11 protein-coding genes are annotated in these 17,988 nt (G+C 48.5%); 4 read left to right on the top strand and 7 right to left on the bottom strand.

Features of this window, described 5'->3' with window-relative positions:
* Positions 1–2,138 (top strand): serine hydrolase (locus L0156_23745; protein ID MCI0606012.1); only part of this gene is annotated, 2,138 nt, incomplete at its 5' end.
* A 125-nt stretch (positions 2,139–2,263) separates the two neighbouring features.
* Here L0156_23745 and L0156_23740 read toward each other — a convergent pair.
* The 3 genes from L0156_23740 to L0156_23730 all read right to left on the bottom strand — a co-directional run bounded on the left by L0156_23740 (position 2,264) and on the right by L0156_23730 (position 6,097).
* Positions 2,264–4,042, bottom strand: a complete 1,779-nt coding sequence (locus L0156_23740; protein MCI0606011.1) for a DNA mismatch repair protein MutS — start codon at positions 4,040–4,042, stop codon at positions 2,264–2,266.
* A gap of 52 nt (positions 4,043–4,094) precedes the next feature.
* On the bottom strand, positions 4,095–4,418 hold the full coding sequence (locus L0156_23735; protein MCI0606010.1) for an RNA-binding protein: 324 nt from the start codon (positions 4,416–4,418) through the stop codon (positions 4,095–4,097).
* A 263-nt stretch (positions 4,419–4,681) separates the two neighbouring features.
* The gene (locus L0156_23730; protein MCI0606009.1) at positions 4,682–6,097 is read right to left on the bottom strand and encodes a hypothetical protein; all 1,416 of its coding nucleotides are present in this window, start codon (positions 6,095–6,097) and stop codon (positions 4,682–4,684) included.
* Here L0156_23730 and L0156_23725 point away from each other — a divergent pair.
* Positions 6,096–6,611, top strand: a complete 516-nt coding sequence (locus tag L0156_23725) for a hypothetical protein (protein ID MCI0606008.1) — start codon at positions 6,096–6,098, stop codon at positions 6,609–6,611. The two genes, L0156_23730 and L0156_23725, sit on opposite strands and share 2 nt — an antisense overlap.
* Positions 6,612–6,639: 28 nt before the next feature.
* Complete coding sequence (locus L0156_23720) at positions 6,640–7,767, top strand: trypsin-like peptidase domain-containing protein (GenBank protein ID MCI0606007.1); 1,128 nt, start codon at positions 6,640–6,642, stop codon at positions 7,765–7,767.
* Between the two features lie 67 nt (positions 7,768–7,834).
* Here the strand turns inward: L0156_23720 and L0156_23715 are convergent, their stop codons facing one another.
* Complete coding sequence (locus tag L0156_23715) at positions 7,835–13,342, bottom strand: ABC transporter substrate-binding protein (protein ID MCI0606006.1); 5,508 nt, start codon at positions 13,340–13,342, stop codon at positions 7,835–7,837.
* A 445-nt stretch (positions 13,343–13,787) separates the two neighbouring features.
* The gene (locus L0156_23710) at positions 13,788–14,315 is read right to left on the bottom strand and encodes a response regulator transcription factor (GenBank protein MCI0606005.1); all 528 of its coding nucleotides are present in this window, start codon (positions 14,313–14,315) and stop codon (positions 13,788–13,790) included.
* A gap of 383 nt (positions 14,316–14,698) precedes the next feature.
* Between L0156_23710 and L0156_23705 the strand changes: the two genes are divergently transcribed.
* Complete coding sequence (locus L0156_23705) at positions 14,699–15,298, top strand: hypothetical protein (GenBank protein MCI0606004.1); 600 nt, start codon at positions 14,699–14,701, stop codon at positions 15,296–15,298.
* A 209-nt stretch (positions 15,299–15,507) separates the two neighbouring features.
* Here the strand turns inward: L0156_23705 and L0156_23700 are convergent, their stop codons facing one another.
* Together L0156_23700 and L0156_23695 are read right to left on the bottom strand one after the other, a co-directional pair.
* Positions 15,508–16,653, bottom strand: a complete 1,146-nt coding sequence (locus L0156_23700) for a PQQ-binding-like beta-propeller repeat protein (GenBank protein MCI0606003.1) — start codon at positions 16,651–16,653, stop codon at positions 15,508–15,510.
* Positions 16,650–17,966 (bottom strand): NAD(P)/FAD-dependent oxidoreductase, encoded by a 1,317-nt coding sequence (locus tag L0156_23695; protein MCI0606002.1) that lies wholly within the window; start codon positions 17,964–17,966, stop codon positions 16,650–16,652. The genes L0156_23700 and L0156_23695 overlap by 4 nt, the downstream gene beginning before the upstream one ends.
* Positions 17,967–17,988 lie beyond the last annotated feature (22 nt).

Genomic DNA, 17,988 nt, shown 5'->3' with positions numbered 1-17,988 from the left:
CTCTTCGGGAGATACGATGTTTGAGCGTATGCCTTCCAGGTATTCCATCGCAAACGCAATTGAATTTTCCGGAACTTCGCGATAAAAAGAACACTGCAGCGGAGGCAATCATGAGAATTCATCGAGTCCTGTTTTTTCTTTTTGTGTGCATTTCAGTGATTCCATTGTGCGGAGACGAAGTCCATCCGCTGGCTGGACACTGGGAAGGTACCATCAAACTGCAGCCGTCACTGGAGCTGGCAGTGCTCATCGATTTCGCAAAAGAGCCGGACGGAAAATGGAGGGGCTCGATCGATATTCCTGCGCAGGCAGCAAAGGGTTTACCGCTTGCAAATATCAGTGTGCAAGAATCCAAAGTAAGTTTTGAAATAGAAAACATTCCGGGTAAACCTACCTTCACCGGCGAAATTTCACAAGACAAAATTGCAGGTGATTTTACACAGAGTGGCCAGAAGTTTACCTTTGAGTTGCAACGGAAACTTGCTACTGCTACCCAGCCGAAAAAGCCGGAACAAGAAACTCTTCAGGAAATTCGGGAACTCGTCAAAAAAGAAATGGAACAATGGCATGTACCGGGATTGGGGCTCGCCATTGTGAAAGATGGCAAAGTTATGTTGGCAGAAGGCTTCGGCTATCGCGATGTAGAGAAACAACAACCTGCTACTCCCGATACTCTGTTTGCAATCGGTTCCTCCACAAAAGCCTTTACGGCAACTTTATTGGGCATTGCAGTGGATGAAGATAAGTTGAAATGGGACGAACCGGTAAAGACGTATTTGCCCGAATTCACAATGAAGGATGAGTTTGCTTCTGAACGGATGAGTCCCGCAGATTTAGTCACGCACCAATCCGGGCTTCCGCGCCACGACGTGCTCTGGTACAACAATCAATTTGATCGTAAACAACTCTTTGACAGATTGAAATATCTCCAGCCGAACGAAGATTTTCGCGAGGTGTTTCAGTATCAGAATTTGATGTTCATGACGGCAGGTTACCTTGCGGGCCAAATCGCCGGAAAGTCCTGGGAAGATCTGGTTCGTGAGAAAATTTTTCAACCGCTGGGGATGAGCTCCTCCAACCTGTCTGTTGAAGATTCTAAAAAGACATCAGACTACGCTTTGCCTTACAAGTATGAAGACGAACAGCTCAAGAAAAAGAAGAAGGGAGAATTAAAGGAAATACCCTTTCGAAACATTGATGCGATCGGACCTGCAGGTTCCATCAACTCGAACGTTCGCGATATGGCTCGCTGGGCTTTGATGAATCTCGGTGGTGGAACGCTTGAAGGAAAAACAATCATCTCAAAGAACCAGTTGGGAGAAATTCATTCACCTCACATCGTGATTCGTGGCGGAATCCTGTCGCAACTGCTGACTTTTGCGGAAACACCTTACACGATGTACGGGATGGGCTGGATGATTCAGCCCTATCGCGGTTACCGTTTGCTTCATCATGGCGGAAACATCGATGGGTTTTCGGCCATGGTCAGTTTCATGCCGGATGAGAAATACGGTGTAGTCATCCTTACGAATCTGGATGGGAACTTGATGGTGGATTCTTTGATGTTTGAAGTTTACGACCGGCTGCTCGGGTTGGAGCCGGTGGATTGGAATAGCCGCTTCAAGCTTCGTTATGAACAGTTCAAAAGCGCGTACGAAGAATCGGAAAACAAAGAAGCCGATATTTTGAAGAAGGCCGGAACGAAACCAACACACGTCCTTTCCGATTACGTGGGCACCTTTGAAAGCGAGGGTTACGGCAAAGTTCAAGTGACGCAAGAAGGTCAGAAACTAAAAATAAGTTATGGTGAGCTGTCGAGCCCGCTGGAGCACTGGCATTTTGATATTTTCAACGCTACCGAAGATCCAGTAAAAGGAACAAAAGTAAGTTTCCTCAGTAACGTGCGTGGAGACATCGATCGGCTTTCGATGCCGATGGAACCGAGCGTGCCGGAAATCATTTTCACAATGAAAGCGCCTGAATCGATGTACCAGCAGGCTTTCCTCCAACAATTTGTTGGGGATTACGACTTGTTAGGGTTAACCGTAAATGTTGCTTTGGTGAACAATCAACTCAACCTTACCGTTCCCCGGTCAGCCAACGTATCACTTAGAACCCTACCGTGGTACGGAGTTTAATTTGAGGGGCCATCCTGGCTATAGTGTTCGTTTCACAGCGAAAGAAGTTATATTCATTCAGCCCGGCGCAGTGCTGACTGCAAAGAAAAAATAATGGTATGGAGGACAGGCGTCCCGCGCCGCATTCACACTTCCAATCCAACTGCGCGCATCAAAGCGATTGCATTACTTTTTTGTACGACTCCGGGATGCACGCGGTAATCAAATGCGATTCGGCCATCTTCAATATGGTCTTGAAAGTGAATATTCTCGGCAATAGGACCGAGCTTCTCTGCGATATTTGTTAACGCAAGATCGTGAGTCGTAAGCAAGCCCATTGCATTTCGACGCTGTAGGCCGCGAACAATCGCGTCGGCGCCTACCAGACGATCCGCGGAATTTGTTCCATGTAAGATTTCGTCCAGCAAAAAAAGTAGTGGAGGCTCTTTCTGAGCGAGATCCATAATTTGTCTCAACCTGGTAATTTCCGCATAGAAGCGCGAGCTGCCGGTTTGCAAGGAATCCAGAATGTGAATGGAAGCTCCAATCGAAAGCCGCGAAAGGCGCAATTGTTTTGCGCGGACCGGCGCGCCCGCTAAAGCGAGTATTGCATTCACTCCAATCGTACGCAGAAATGTGCTCTTTCCTGACATGTTGGAGCCACTTACTATTTTTAAGCGTCTTCCGGGATTGAGTTCAATGCTGTTTCTGACGCATTGATTCTCCGGTATTAAAGGATGGCCAAGGTCGGTTCCTTCAAAGCAGGCATCTTCCACAACATCAGGGAATGGATCTTCCGGATGTTCATAAGAGTAACAGGCGAGAGAGCTAATAGCTTCGATTTCACCGACTGACCGGATCCAGAAACGAATTTTTTTGCCGTACTTCTTGCGCCAATCTTCCAGAGCAAAGGCCAGATGCGGCTGCCACAACAGCAAAATCGCAATAGGCGCGAAAAGCTGATTCCGTTGCCAGTCCAGCAACTCCAGCAGAGTTCCCATTTTGCGGATCTGCCGGGAAGGCACAATCCCTTCGCTTCTCATTTCCTGTTGAACGTGCTGCAAGTAGCGAGATTGGAAGTTTTCTGTTTCAATCCGCTCCAGAAGCGACGAAAGCAGTTTGAGTTCCTGATGAGCTCCTTCTGCGCCCTGTGTGATTTCAATGACACGATTGCCCAGATGTCTCAAGAACATGATTTGCAAAATGGTTACAATCACGAATGGATTCCAGCCCCAACCTAATTGAGACCATCCATAGAGCGTTAAAAATGTAAACAAAACGGAAAAAGAAGTTGCGGCGCGGAGGCCTTTTGCAAAGGGAACCGGACTCTTTTCAGCCCAATGGATCAGGGTTTCCGGGCGCATGCGGTTGCGAACATCGGTCCCTTGAGACGCGAGATCTTCCCGAAAATGGAGACGGGTTCGCAAATCCTGAACGGCGGACTGCCGTTCGGGTATCTCGTTTTGTTCGGCCTTCTTCTTGAGCCAATCAGCCAGAATTTGCTCGCCGCTTTGCGTCCGCGCGGTGCAGAGCAGCTCAAAAAGCGATCCGGACCCAAACAGATCGAGGTCCTCGCTGTAAGGATGCGTGGCGTCTTGAAATTGATTTCCCTGGATTCCCTGTCCCATCCAGCGATGTTCGATCCGCGCAAGACCACGCTCATAAAAAGATGCGATTCGCAATGCCAGGTTCTTGCGATCAATGATCCGTTCATGCATCACAACGGCAATCGCAAACAGGATGGCAGGCAGTGTGATCCAAAGATAGGCTCCCCTGCTGTTAAAAATGTAGAAAAACAACAGCACAAAGATTACGAACAGTATTCCGCGCGCGGTCGAAAGTAAGGAATCGATTCGCGATAACCCGCGGATTCTCTCTTGCTGTTGTTGGAGTCTGGATGAGTATTCCTGATGGGCGCCGTTCATTTAAAGAAAAACCCTCCGGAGGTCTCCGGAGGGTTTTTGCGGAATTATAGCCTTACCAGCGCGGTTCTCTGCGCTTCTGAAAGCCACCACCGCCGCCGCCACTACGCGGTCCGCTGAAACTTCTTTTTTCCTGCGGTCTGGATTCGTTAACAACCAGATTCCGGCCGCCAAGCTCTTTGCCATTAAACATCTTAATTGCTTCTGCTGCCTGTTCTTCGGTTGCCATTTCTACGAAACCAAATCCACGGGACTGGTTTGTGAACTTATCGCGGATAATGTTGGCGGAAACCACTTCTCCTGCTTGCATGAAAAGTTGTCTCACTTCTTCAACATCTGTGTTGTAGGACAAACCGCCTACGAATAGCTTCTTTTGCATTCAAATTCTCCTTGAAAACTGAAAGGGACATCCCAACTCTCACCACACTCTCGATTCGCCCATTTCAGTAAGGACAACAGGTTAGAATCCGAAAAGCGGAGCCGATATGCGGAAGGCTTTCAGCAATTTTTATCTACAGATCTCCATAGACATCTGTAATCATATTCCACTTTGAAATAAATGCAAGACCCACGAAAGAAGTGCCAAAGCAATGAGTAATGAGTGATGAGACCGCCCGAGGTGTCCTCATTGCTCATGACTCATTACTTAAGGAAGGTGATTTGTCGATTGCGGTAATCGATCAAAAGCGTATATCCTTCGAGGAAGTCGCGGCCCAACAGAAGATCGATCTCCAAACCGAGCGCCTCGCTGGTTTCCGCGAAGTTCACGGCGAACATATTGTTGAAGTTTTTGGAGAGTTCGCCGATTCCAACCTCGACATTTTCCGCGATCAACAGGTTATTTGCTTTGCCGCCCACGCCGGTGATTTTTGCCTGGTTTCGTAACTGCATGCTCAAAGGGTAATTAATCGTTACAAAACGTTTTGCTGCGGCTGCAGAAATGAAACTTGAATCTGCCCCGGTATCGACAAGGATGTCCAGATCGCCGGAAGATTTTTTGATCCGGCCTTTGAGGATAATGAGTTTGTTTACAACAAAGAAAGGGAAGGTCAGCTGTTTCTTGAACTTCAGTTTCTTGTCCTCAAAGTATTCCAATGGGTCCATTTCATAGGGCAGCAAAACAAGGTTCTTGCCGGACTTTAGCGGCAGCAGTAAGCGATGCGACGAAAATGCTGCGCTACCGATCAAGCCGTCGATGTCAGGGAAAGGCATTGTTTCATTCTCGGTTGCCAGCGGATTTTGAATGGTGAATTTGCCGGCATGAAACAAATCAAGCACCACGCGCTTGCTCGTGCTGATTTGTTTTTTGCCAAGTCCCAGCATAACCACTTCATTTACCACCTGCGGCGTCCATTTCCTTTTTTCCAGAACGAGGCCGGAACCGGCTCCCGTATCCACAACAAGTTTCATTTTTTCTTCTGAGTTCACAACAGCGCTGATGTTCACACCGCTTGGCTCGTAGTCTGTTTCTATCTCTTGCACACCTTGATCGACCTTGATGATGTTCAACTGCATGCCTGCAGTTTTTTTCAGGAACCCAATGGAAAATTCTGCAATGTTTCGTTTTACCTGGTCTTCCGATTGCAGTTTCAGGAAACGCTCGAAATATTCAATCGTTTTCTCGGAGCTATCGGCCAGATCACCGGCAAAAAACAACAGATCAGGATTCTGAGGTTGCAGGGTTAACGCCTGTTCAATCTGTTTTCGCGCTGAAGCAATGTCCGCATTCCAGTAGGAATAAGTGGCTTTCGCCCAGAGCGAGATCCAATCATCGGCGAATTGTTTCTGCGCATTCTCGAATTCACCGATGCACAAATGTGCAAACGCTTGAATCGATGCATTGGAAGGACGAAGGCAGCCGGGAATTTCTGCCTGTAGATGAATTCTGCTGTCCCAGATCTGGCGTGCGACCTCATCTGAAATCGCGCTGTCTAAAAGAGCGTGAGCTTTTTCGTATTCACCTTTGTAGTAAAGACTCATGAATTCCTGCCGGACTTCTTGAGCACCGGCGAACCCAAGCAAACAGAACAACCCGATGAAAAGCGGAATGATTTTCATGTTATTAGTATTCATTGTACCGCTTCGGATGAAAAAAATTGGATTTCTTCTTCTTATTTTGTTCCTTCTGAAAGTTCCTGCGCACGCTTATGAGTTCGGATTAAACTTTCATGGCTTTTCCTATCATCCGGACCGCACGAATTCTGAAGGCGAACGCTTCCATGAATGGAATCCCGGGATTGGTGCGCGTTTGATCCTTTCAGAATCGAGGAGGCACGTCTGGCTTGCCGAAGGAGGGATTTATAGCAATTCGACCGGACATGCATCCAAGTATGCGGGTGGTGGCTATAGATTCAGATTGCCTGCAGGGTTCGAAGCAGGTCCTACTCTCGTTCTCTATCAAAGCCCGGATCAAAATTCGGGCAAGACCTTCCTCGCGCCGTTGCTGGTTTTCTCTTTCCGCTACAAAAGAACGCTGTTTCACGTCGTTCCTGCGCCCAGGTACAAAAACGTGAATCGCAATGCTGTTGTCGGCTTTTATGCGACCGTAAATCTGTGGAAATCGAATCGTTAGACTCGTAGAATCTAAGTGGTGGAACAATATGCAAAAAGAAAGAACTCTGTTGATTTTTGGTGTTGCAATAGGTGTGATTCTTGGTCTGGTGTTTGGTGGCGTAGTTTTACGCCAATGGAAGATAACAGATAAGGGAGGCTTGTCAGATTTCAAATCACGTTCTTCAGCTCTTGCCGATGAAACAAATCTGCTGCCTGATGAAAAGAATACTGTTCAGGTTTTCGAAAAAGTTGCTCCTTCGGTTGTATTTATCACGAGCCTGGCAAGGCAACGGGATTTCTTTTCCCTGGACGTAATGGAAATCCCGCAGGGTTCAGGAAGTGGTTTCGTCTGGGATTCAAAAGGTAACGTGGTAACAAATTATCACGTGATCGCCAACGCTGATTCATTGTCCGTGACTCTCAGTGATGGTTCCTCTTTTCCCGCTAAAGTGGTCGGTTCGGAGCCAAACAAGGATATAGCTGTTTTGCGTATCGAGGCGCCGGAATCAAAGCTCAAAGCGGTGCCGGTCGGATCTTCTGACAAGTTAATCGTCGGTCAAAAGGTTCTGGCGATCGGAAATCCGTTCGGCCTGGATCAAACGTTGACGGTTGGTATCGTAAGCGCGCTGGGCCGTCAGATAAGGTCAACTACACAACGCACCATCAGCGATGTAATTCAAACGGATGCGGCGATTAATCCCGGTAACTCGGGTGGCCCACTGCTTGATTCACAAGGCCGTCTGATCGGCGTAAACACCGCCATTGTCAGCCCCAGTGGAGCTTATGCCGGAATTGGATTTGCAGTGCCGGTAAACACTGTCAAGAGCATCGTTCCGCAGCTGATTGAACATGGAAAAGTGGTTCGGCCAGGTTTGGGCGTCTCGATTATTTCAGATAGCGTTGCTCAGCGTCTGAATATTGAAGGCGTCATCATCGGAGAAGTGCCGGATGGGAGCGAAGCGGAACGCGCCGGACTTCAGGGCATCAAACGGAATTTGAGAGGCGAGGTTGAGCTTGGTGATGTGATCATTGGAATCGACGATAAAGAAGTGGAAAACATCGATGATCTGGGAAACGCGCTGGAAAAACACAAAGTGGGGGAGACTGTTACTGTGAAATTTCTGCGCGATGGCAAAGAAAAAACCGTAAAAGTCCGCCTGCAAGAAATCAGCTAACTGAAACCGCCAAGACGCCAAGATAAGTTAGTTTTTTCCTGCTTGGCGCCCTTGGCGCCTTGGCGGTTTAAATCTTTATCCACATTTTTTCGTAGGGGACAAAAGGCGGAGAAAATGTAATGGCGAAGCCCTCGACTTCCTTTCGCGCGAAACGATAACCCTGTTCGTGAAATAAAGGAAGCAGGACAGCGTTATCTGCTACGATCCTTTCAATATTCCGGTAGATTCTGTTTCGTTCAGCGTGGTCCGTGACCATTCGCCCTTGTTCAAAAAGCACATCCATTTCGGAAATTTTACAAAAAGCATTGTAAGGTCCTTTCTGTGAATGAAAAGCATGAATGAAATTGTCGGAATCCGGATAGTCGGGAATCCAGCGGGTCAAATCAAAAGCCCTCCACGCGGGACGGGGATGCAGCGATTCTGATTTCGTATCCGCAACCCGCAGGTGGATTCCTTGATTGTGGAACGCCTTAAACAGCTCCATGGCAAAATCAGCGTAACGTCCCGTATAAATGGAATGAATCATACCGGTCAATTCAATTTCACTACCGGTTCCCTTTGGTTTCTTGTATTTTGGCTTGGCCGGTTCATAACCCAGCAATCCGGGTGGAAATAATCCGTGCGCAGGCAACGCCAACCGCCCCAGTAAACGTCGCACAATTTCTGCAACGTTTACTGCGCCCAGTATCCGTTGCCTTATGCTTTTATCCTGAAGGTCTTCATGATGAATATTCAGAATCATGAAGTAGGTGGAAAGACGAGGCCATTCTTTATAAGAAAAGTTTTTCTCAGAATCTCGCCGCAATCTCTCGACATCCTGAGGAAACAAATCACTGGCAAGTGAAAAGCGGCCGGACTCGAAGCCTTCCAGGATTTCCGCAGGAGGCAAGCCGAATGTAAAAGTCAGTCCATTTGATTTTGGAAATCCTTCTCTCCAGTAATGAGGATTCGCTTCCAGTTCGAGTCTATGTCCGGGATCGAAACGGATGATTCGATAGGGTCCGGTGCCAACGCAGCCTTCTGTCCAGGTTCCCTTAAAGCGGCTCTGTCCCTCAGGCACAATTGCCGCGGGAACATCGGTAAGCAATGCAGGGAAAAGGGAAAGTGGTTGGTTCAGATCGATGATGAACTCCAGATCATTTAGAATCCGGAATCCTTTGAGTGCTTTTGATTGACCGCTGATTAACTCTTGGGCGCCTTGAACCGGCAATAGAAGCGACTGTTTTTCACTTCTCGTATTCAGCAACAATCTCTCAAAGGAATAGCGCACATCTCTCGCATTGAGCCGCTTCCCATCATGGAACCGCACATGCTCACGCAATCGAAAATAAAAACTTTTGGATTCTTCTTTTATTTGAAACTCCGAAGCGAGCCACGGCGTGATGCCTGCGCCTTCCGTATACCTGGTGAGTGTTTCATAGATCGGTGGAATCACTTCCCAACCCTGTTCGAAATTGCTTGAAGATGGATCGAGATCCCAGATCTCACCTGCGAGTGGCACATGAATCGTTCCGCCCCCTTCCACTTTAAGCGTCGGCGCAGAGGAATATTCCCTTTTCATCAACGATTCATAATTCACGTAGGGCCTTTTTCCGCGTAATGCGATTCCCCGAACCTTTGGACTTGCGACGCGATAATCAATATCGTGAAACAGGGGGAGGAGATATCCACTGGAAATGATATGGTTTTCGAATTTTCTATAAAGCTTTTCGCGTGATGTGACGGAGCTTTCTTTGCGAGCCTCTTCCAGCCAGCCATCAGTTTCGCCGGAACCATAAAACTTGCGATATGTTCCGGAGCGCGAGTGAAAAAGGTTGTACGAAAAATCATCCGGATCGTTATAGTCTGCATTCCAGCGGGTGAACAACAGATCGATTCCTTTGTTATCCACAAGTTTTTCAAGATAGACATCCTGAGTAGTAGTATCCAGAGAGACCTGTATTCCAAGCTCAGCCCAGATTTTCAAAAGGGCCGTTAGCACAGTCGTGTAATGATCTTGAATTGCAGGAAGAACGGCTGCGTGAAGCCTGATGGGGGACTTGAGGTCAGACATTTTCAGAAGATCCACAGCCTGTTCCTGATCGATCATCTGCCGTCTTCTTGCAGGATCGTAACCGAGCATTCCGGGAGGCAGAAGTCCCACAGCCGGCCTCGCAAAACGTCCCAGCGTCTGTCTCACTAGATCATGAGTGCGCACCGTTCCAAACATCGCAACACGAAGAGGCGCCATTTGACACAGGAAACTATTCTGGTTGAAAAGAACGAAATAAGTATTTTTTTTAGGGGCTTCCACAAGACTTGTTTGAAGATGTCTGTCCCGAAGAATTTCTTCGAGATCCTGTGGCGCCAGATCCTGCGCGAGATCATATTTTCCGGAGCGTAAACCGGAAAGGACATCCGCAGACCGGATTCCCATGTGGAATTCAATGGAGTCGATGTGGGCGGAAGAGGATCGCCAGTAGACAGGATTTTTTCGCAAAGTTGCCGATGTGCCTGAAAAATCCAGTAGAATGAAAGGCCCTGTGCCGATCCATTTGTTTCCCTCTTTTAAAACAATTGCCGTGATGACGTCCGTTAGCAGTGTCGGGTAAATAGGCAAAGCCTCTTTTAAATGAATCCGGAACGAATGATCTGAAAGAACTTCGACTTCACGGATGGCCGCAAAAGCGGGAATATTCGAACTTTTTTCCATTCCGTGCTGCAGCGAGTCCCGTACGTGAACGGCTGTTAAGTTTTCGCCGTTTGAAAAACAAATTCCTTTGCTTAGCTCGAAAAGAAAATTCTTGCCGCCGTTTTGCACTTCCCAGCGTTCGCAGAGACCGGGAATCACATTGCCCTGAGCGTCCGTAGTCAATAAAGTTTCGAATACATTAGCAGCGATTTCTCCTTCTTCATCCATCGTGATTTCCACAGGATCGACCGCCTTTACGGCGTGTGGAACGGCCACTACGAGGTCGCCTCCCTCAATCGCTGTGGAATCTGTGGGACCCGGCGGCGGTTTGAGGCTTTCGTGAATTTCCCAGTATTGGCTCGCTTTTTCGGATTGGCCGCGCATGTTGTAAAGAGTGGTTGCAAGCATCAAAAACTCAATCAGGGAAACCCGGTCATCCACATTTCTCGCGGCTTCCAGACCTTTCTCAATCCAGTCGACAGCTTCCTCTATCTTCCGGAATTCCCAGGATGTTTGTGCTGCGCCGAGCATGGCGCGGACTGCCTGATCCGGCTGTTCCGCGCGCTGGTAAATTTTGATCGCTTCCTCATATTCGTGAATTGCTTCTTCCATTTTTCCTGACATCCGGTACGCCTGCCCCAGCATTTCATGAGCCTTTCCGGCCTGAGGACCTTCCCCGAAATCCAAAACAACTTTTAATGCACGAACAGCATCTTCGGCGGCAAAAGTTTGCAATGATTTTTGGGCGAGCTTCAGACCGTAGTGGATCACTTTTTCCGGCTCATCGGCGCGCGAATAATGATGAAGTAATTGAGGAAAGAACCGCTCGATTACTGTGGCGTTGCGCCGTTCCAGTTCTTCGGCGTACAGAAAATGTAAGTTTTTGCGTTTTCTACGTGGCAATGCGGAGTATAAGACGTCACATACTACTCCACTGGCAAACCGGATCCGTCCGGAGCGCCCTGATTCGCGGTCTTCCTCCAAAAAAGAATCTGCAATCAAATGGTCAATGGATTCTTCCAGATCGATTTCGAAATCGAGCAGATAGCTGAGATCGCGAATTTCAAAAGATTTCCCCAGAATGGATGCGGCAGAAAGGACTCCTCGAAGTTCATCGGATAATCTGCGAATTCTCCGTTCCACAGTTTGCTGAACGGTTTCGGGAAGGAATCCGGCGGATAGATCCATCGGACTCGTGATCTGGTAGCGCCCCTGATCATCTTTTGCAATTGCATGTGAATCGATCAGCGAACGGACGATTTCCTGGATAAAAAAAGGATTGCCTTCCGTTGCTTCGTAAAGTCTTTTCAGAATTTCTTCCTCAAAAGAACTGCCTGCCATCGCCTCTACGAATTTTTTGTGCTCCAGGAGAGTGAAAGGAGGCAAAACCAGGCTTGAAAAGCGACGGTCTCCCGCGAACTTTTCGTTCAGGCGGGACACCGGATGATTCCTGTTTACTTCACCGGTGCGGTAAGTTCCCAGAACCAGAACGGGATGTGACGCAAGCCTGCGAACGACGTATTCAAGCGCTTCATTCGAAAGATCCGTGTTGTGCAGATCTTCCAGAACAAGCAAAATTGGTTTTTGTTCACTGATGCGCAACAATGCAACAGCCAGCAGGTCGAAAACATAAGTCCGGTCCGTGATTCTTTTGGGCTCTACGGCGGCACTGTTCAGGAATTCAATTTCCGAGAGCTCAGGAAACAACGAGACCAGGTCCGGCGCCAGATCGGAAAAATCCAGCAAACGAATTTGATCTTCCTGTTTTACGATCGATCGAAAATACTCCTGAAAAATCTCCCTGAAACCCTGATAGGGAATGCTCCGGTCTTCTTCGAAGAAACGTCCGTGAAACGTTCGAATTTTTCGTACCCGCGCAAGATTTTCAAGCTCCAGAACAAGCCGGCTTTTTCCTATGCCGTTTTCTCCGCCGATCAGTACAAACTGGCATTCTCCGGAAATCGCAGAGTTTAATCGCCGTTGAATCTCCGACATTTCCTTGTCACGGCCAACGAAAGCTGAAACGACCGGGTAATGATACTGGATCGTAACCAGGCGATCCGTGGTTTCCTGAACGTTCAACATTTGGGACCGGATCCGTGTGAGTTTTTCACTGACTTCCCTTGCTCTCGATGGCCTCAGGTCGCGGGATTTCTGGAGACAACTCATGATCAGACTTTCGAGCTCCATGGATACAGGAATCCCTTTTTCGGATGGCGATAAGGGATATTCATGAACGATGCGGTACAACATGCTCTGGATTTCACCACCACTAAATGGTGTTTCGCCTGCCACACACTCGTACAAAATGGTTCCCAGCGAGTAGATATCCGAACGGGAATCAGCGTCCTGGCCTTCCACTTGCTCCGGACTCAAATAGGAAACGGTCCCTGCGATCAGTCCAGCATCGGTGATGCGGCGTTCAGTCGAACGTATGGCGAGACCAAAATCCGTGATTCGAACTCTGAGGAATTCCTCATCCCGGGTGATCATGATGTTTTCAGGCTTAATGTCACGGTGGATCACTCCTTGCGAATGGCTGTAATCAAGCGCGTCCGCAATTTGGATTCCGATCTCCAGATATTCCGCGAGGCTCAACGTGCGATTTTTCAGGAAATCACGAAGATTGATTCCTTCCACAAAAGGCATCACGAAGAAAAGCGAGTTTTCATGCTCGCCAATATCATGAACTCCGACGATTGCGTTGTGGTCCAGTCGTGCGACCGTCTGCGCCTCACGCTTGAAGCGCTTTTCCATTTCGGAATTTAGAAGATTGGGAGCAAGAACTTTGATCGCAACCTGTCGATCCAGCATCGGATCCTCGGCGAGGTACACAACTCCCATACCGCCACGGCCTATTTCGCGAAGAAGTTCGTAGCGTCCCCCCAGTTTGGTCCCGATCATAGGATTATGAAATCATATATGGCACACACCGCCAAGACGCAAAATTTCAGTAGTGTCCTAATTGTGAGTTGCTGATACCCCCTCCTTATGAAGGAGGGGGCGCCGGCTGAAAGCCGGCGGTCATCAATGCCGCCAGAATGGCGGCGCTCATCTTTGCAGCAGGTAGATGAGCGCCAGCCTCCAGGCTGGCATAAATGACCGCCGGCATTCTGCCGGCGTAGTTCGTTTAGAAAATCATTCTCCTCGTAGATATAGAAGCAAATGCAGAAACTCCAGCCCCTCCTTATGAAGGAGAGGGTAAGGGGGAGGTTGGGAACATTTCATGAGGACAACCCCCTCTTTCGTCTCCCCCTTTATAAGGGGGAGAAACCAAGCAGCACAACTATAGGACACCACCAAAATCTCAGGATCTATGAATTCGAACTTGGCGTCTGGCGGTTCAACCTTATTCAGCCTGAATCAGTCCTGTGCGCACGGCATACCGAACCAAAGCTGCGATATCGTGAACCCCCAACCTTCGCATAATTTGCATTCGGTGAGATTGAACTGTCTTTTCGCTCAGCCGTAGTTTTGTGGCAATCTCTTTTGTTGTGTGTCCTTCCGCAATGAGTTGAAGAACCTCACGCTGTCTTCTGGTTAAATGCTCCGCAGATTCAGGCTCCATGGTTAACCTGCGAAGATAATCATGGACTACGTTTTTGGAAATTCTGGGACTCAGATACGTATCCCCTTTCGCTACTGAGTGAAGCGCCAGATCCAATTCCTTCGTGTCCGCATCTTTCACAATGTAACCGGAAGCGCCGGCTTTCAAAGCATGCACCACATATTCTTCGCCGGCATGAACAGAGAGGATGATCACATGGATCCGTGGAAAATCTTTTTTGATTTGTTCTGTAGCTTCCAGACCGTTTAGCTCCGGCATTGTAATATCCATCAGGACTATGTCCGGATGAAGTTCCTGTGCGAGTCGCAATGCTTCCCTGCCATCTGCAGCTTTCCTGGATCACTTCAACTCCTTGCAGAGTTTCCAGTAAGAGCCGGATGCCGGAGCGAACAATATTGTGGTCTTCAGCCAGCAGAACGCGCATACCCTTTTAAACCTACTGCCTAATCCTATTCAGTGGATCGGAAATAATGATTGTACCTAGAGAATACGAGCCTGCGGCTTTCGTTGAACCCCCAAACTCGGCGTAAATGTGTTCCTCCCCCTTCTCGCCTCATGACAAGAATAGAACGCAAATTCCTGGGACGCAATAGTTTTTGTGGATTTACTGTCTTTTTCCTCGAAATCTCAGGCTTTTGCCCGATTGTCGGGTCACGCGGCCTGGAATCATTGTTAGTGTTGGGAGGTTAAAAATGAAAACAAAACACAGTTCGATGGGATTCGGCGACAGATTAGGGCTGATCCTCTTTCTGATCGCTATTTTGGGCTTCCGTATGGCAGATCTTGTTTACGCGGATGCGGGTTGTTGTCTGGCTTCAGCGTCAGCGTCGGGAATAAAGGCAAAAACTCCAGTACTGAGCGAGTCTATCGGAAGTTCGTCGATCGGATGTAAAGGGGGCAACAAGACCAATACCTTTGCCACGGTCGACATTCCTGGGATATTGCAAGCCATTGCTGTACAGACCTCGGCAACCGGTACTACAACGCAAACGAGCTCTAATTCGAGGGTAGATAACCTGACTGTGATTGCCGGTGCTAATATCATCAAAGTCACACAGATTGCTTCAAACGCTCAGGCTTCCTGTAATGGGAATGCTACGGCCAGCTCCTTTATACAGAACCTAACCATCAACGGCAAGCCGGTCAATATCACAGGTGAACCGAATCAGGAAATCTCGATCATCGGGGGGAAGATCACAATCAACGCTCAGAAACTTAAGAGTTCGGGGTGCGTGAAGAATATCAGTGTTACCGGCTCTCAAAATTTCAGTTCTGAGTATCGCCGATATTAGGCTGTCCACTTCGCAGGCTGGAGTGGCATGTGTAACATTCACTTGCAATTGACCTGTTCACGATCCGGTAGCGGCGAGCCTCCGTCGCTACCACTTTCTATTTTGCGGCGATTGCGTACAGCGCTTTGTAGGTTCGAAGATAGAGTATTCCGTTCGAAATAACGGGTGACGCTGCAATCGGTTCGGCCAAATTGTTTTGTGCCAGAAGCTCAAACTGCCGGCCCCGCTTTTACAACGCTAACCGTGCCTTCACGCGAAGTGACGTAAATTTTTCCATCGCCATAAACAGGCGATGCGCGGTGACGGCTCTGGTGCGTATGCTCAAGATAAAGTTTTCGGCCGGTCTGTGCGTCCAATACCGACAAATCGCCATTCTCGCGGCAAAGATAGACCAGGCCGCCATGAATCAAAGGTGAAGGAACGTCCGGTGTGCCTGCCAACATTTTCCAGTGATAGTTTTGTCTGCTTTCAGTTATGTTTCCTTTTCCATCCGGCTTTAAACCTAAAACTGGACCATTCTTAGCGCTGGGAACAACGATCAGGCCGGGGATAGCTACAGGTGACGCTACAAGACGCAAGGAAGGATTGTAACGATCACCCGGATTCAATCCCCCGCATCGCCAGATCTCACCCCCATCGTTCAAACGATGCGCTGTGATGTAGTCTGCCCCATGGATGAGCAAGAATTCGTCTTTACCATCGCGATACAGAAAAGGGGATGCGTAAGAATGTTTGCATTCGTCGCGAGCATCGCTGGATCGTTGTTGTTTCCAAATCTCTTTTCCTGTCGCTTTATCCAGCGCAAGCACGAGCGATGCGTCTGTATGGATCAATTGAAGGTAGAGCCGGTTGCCATCCAAAAGCGGGGAAGAAGACATCACGAAATACAAATTGAATTTTCCGTATCTTTGCTGGAGATTGGTTTTCCAGATTTGTTTGCCATCAAAGTCGAAGCAGACAAGATCTCCTGATCCAAAAAAGGCCCATACATGTTGTCCATCTGTAGTCGGAGAGGGGGCGGCCAGGTTGGCTTCGTCTCCTCTTGCGGTGTTTGAGCCGGTCCCGGCGGTACGTTGCCATAAAATTTTTCCCGCTTTGCTGATGCAAAGTAAAACGAGTTCGTTGCCCGATGCTGAGGTAACAAATATCCGGTCTCCCCAGATAACTGGTGTCGCAGCCGCCTCTCCGGGAAGCGGTAGGCGCCATACAACATTCTCGGTTTGACTCCACTTCACAGGAAGCTTCGTTTCACCGCTCGTTCCATCTCTCCGCGGGCCCCGCCAGTGCGGCCAATTCTCGGCAGAAAGCACGGATGCGAATAAGAGAAAAACGAACAGATAAATTCTTTTGGTCATTTTGGATTCGATTTTAAGATAAGCCCGGCAACGTTTTTTCCCAATCCGAGACTGTTGCTGATGGTGCGGTCGTCTGGATGAAGCTGAGAAGAATCGGTTAAGTACAAACCATGCAGTGGTGTTTGCATGTCCGGTATATCTTTTGTGAAACCGACCTCGCAGATCGGCTGTGCATACTTTTCCCGAAACACGAAAGCCTCCTTTACAAAGTTTTCCGTAAATTCCGGATTAATGATCTTTAAATATCCCACATACTCGCTGATGATTTGATCGTTTGGTGTGGAAAATTTCTCCACAGTGGAAGGAAGATATTGGGGAAGATACATGATGCTGTCCCCACCAAGATGAGATAGTGGATTCAAATTCGTATATTCGATTACGCCGGCAAGCTCAATTCGCGGATCGCTTATGTTGGTCCAGAAGAATTTCGAGAAACTTCGTGTTGTGCGCAAAAACACGCACATAACGCCAATCGATTCAATGTTTCTGAGCTTGCTCCAATACTCCCCTTGCAGCGTTTCGGGAATGAGTCTCAGGAAAGCGGGAAGCGGAACTGTAGAAACAACTGCATCATAAAATTGTTCTTTGCCATTGACAACGATCCCGCTCGCGCTTTTCTCATTCAGGATTAAACGGTCTACGGACGCTTTGAGCGTGATCGTGCCGCCGAGACTTTTAATTTTTTCTCCCAGCGCGTCCATGATCGTCTGGCTTCCTCCTTCAACGTAACCAACTTTTTCGCGCTGGCGAATTTTTGTGCGGGACCGGCCAAGCCGGTGAATCCGCGCCCACATCCAGGAAGCCGACAGTTTTTCCTTGTATTTCCCGAATTTCAAGCGCACCATCGGTTCATGAAGCGAACGATAGACGTTCTTACCAAACGTGTTTTCCAGCCAATCGTCCACAGGAATCTGCTCAATCTTCTTCCAATCCTCCCAAGGCGCGGATTTGATTTTCATGATGTTTCGCGCAAATCGAATGCGGTCCTTCCATGTGAAGGCTGGAAATCGCAGAAGATCCAGCGGACGTCCAAAAGAGTAGAGTCGTCCCTTGTAGAACTGTCCCATCTCAGTCAAACCCCAGCGCAAACGGTGACTCAGACCCAGCTCACGCAGCGTATCTAAATAGGTATGGTCGTTGAGGCAGATGAAATGGTAAAACTTCTCCACGTAGCCGCCTTCCAGCATGAAGGAGCCGGCAAGACCTCCGAGCGTTGAATCGCGTTCGATCACTTCGACCTGAATTCCCGCTTTGGAAAGTTCGAAACCGGCGGATAACCCCGCAGCCCCCCCTCCAATGATTGCGACTTTCATGCGTCACAGAATAGCACAGGAG

It is taken from the genome of bacterium (assembly GCA_022616075.1).
Classification (GTDB): domain Bacteria; phylum Acidobacteriota; class HRBIN11; order JAKEFK01; family JAKEFK01; genus JAKEFK01.
This window is presented reverse-complemented; position numbering and strand designations above follow the sequence as displayed.